Source organism: Bradyrhizobium sp. P2_E8, from assembly GCF_056403875.1.
In genome coordinates this window covers 1-1,219 of record NZ_JBFUES010001504.1, presented here as the reverse complement: position 1 = coordinate 1,219, position 1,219 = coordinate 1, and the positions used below count along the sequence as shown (strand labels likewise).

Annotated in this window: 1 protein-coding gene; it reads left to right on the top strand. The window is 69.6% G+C overall.

Features of this window, described 5'->3' with window-relative positions:
- A partial coding sequence (locus AC1D00_RS41810; RefSeq protein WP_477014733.1) for an exodeoxyribonuclease VII large subunit occupies positions 1–1,075 on the top strand: 1,075 nt, incomplete at its 5' end.
- Positions 1,076–1,219: the final 144 nt, after the last annotated feature.

Here is a 1,219-nt window from a genome sequence, read left to right as displayed (position 1 = left end):
AGGTTCGGCCGAGCAGGTCGCGGCTGCGATCCGCGGCTTCAACGCGCTGCCGGAGGGCGGCAGGATTCCGCGGCCCGACGTGCTGATCGTCGCGCGCGGCGGCGGCTCGCTGGAGGATCTCTGGTCCTTCAACGAGGAGATCGTGGTGCGGGCAGCAGCCGAGAGCATGATCCCGCTGATCTCCGCGGTGGGACACGAGACCGACATCACGCTGATCGATTTCGTCGCCGACAAGCGCGCGCCGACGCCGACGGCGGCGGCCGAGATGGCGGTGCCGGTGCGCAGCGATCTGTTCGTCGAGGTCGCCGATCTCGCCCGCCGCATCCGCGCCTATTGGCAGCGTGCCCACGAAAGCCGCCGCAACGAACTGCGTGCTGCTGCGCGCGCACTGCCCGCGGCCGGCGATCTTCTGGCGATCCCGCGGCAACGGCTGGATTCGGCTGGCTCCGCCCTGCCCCGCGGCCTTAAGGCCAACACGCATGCGCATTTTCGCAGGTTCACAGCCGCCGGCGCCAAGCTGACGCTGCGCGTGCTGCATGGGCAGATATCGCAGGCCGATCACCGGCTCACCGTGTGCGGCGAGCGGCTCGGTCTCTCTGCGCGGTCGCTGTTGCGGCAGCGGCGCGACCGCTTTGCCGGTCTCGAGGTGCGGCTGCGTGCCTCGAAGCTCTCCAACGCGCAGGCACAGCGCAACGCGATTGCCCGCCAGCGCGAGCGAACGCAGCGTCTTTCCGAGCGCGCGCAACGCGCTCTCGTCACGTTGCTGCAACGGCTCGATGCCCGCGTCGAGGCCAGCGGCAAGCTGCTCTCCGCGTTGTCATACCGCGGCGTGCTCGCCCGCGGCTTCGCGCTGGTGCGGGACGAGGCCGGCCATCCCCTGCATTCGGCAGACAGCATCGGTCCCGGCGCGCGCGTCGAGATCGAGTTCGCGGACGGACGCGTCGGCGCGACAACGGACGCAGATCGCCCGGCGCCTCCCGCAAAGCGCGCACAGCAACCGAAGCCGGCCACACAGGAGACAAAACCCGCGCCAAAGCGCGTCGGCAAGCCGGTGGATCAGGGCAGTTTGTTCTGAGTTGGCGGCGACGCTGCTCCGCCCTCAGTGTCATTCCCCGCGCAGGCGGGGAATCCAGTACGCCGCGGCTTCTCAGTAAACCCCGGACGTCTCGGAGTACTGGATCGCCCGGTCAAGCCGGGCGATGACAGCGAGAGTATAGTG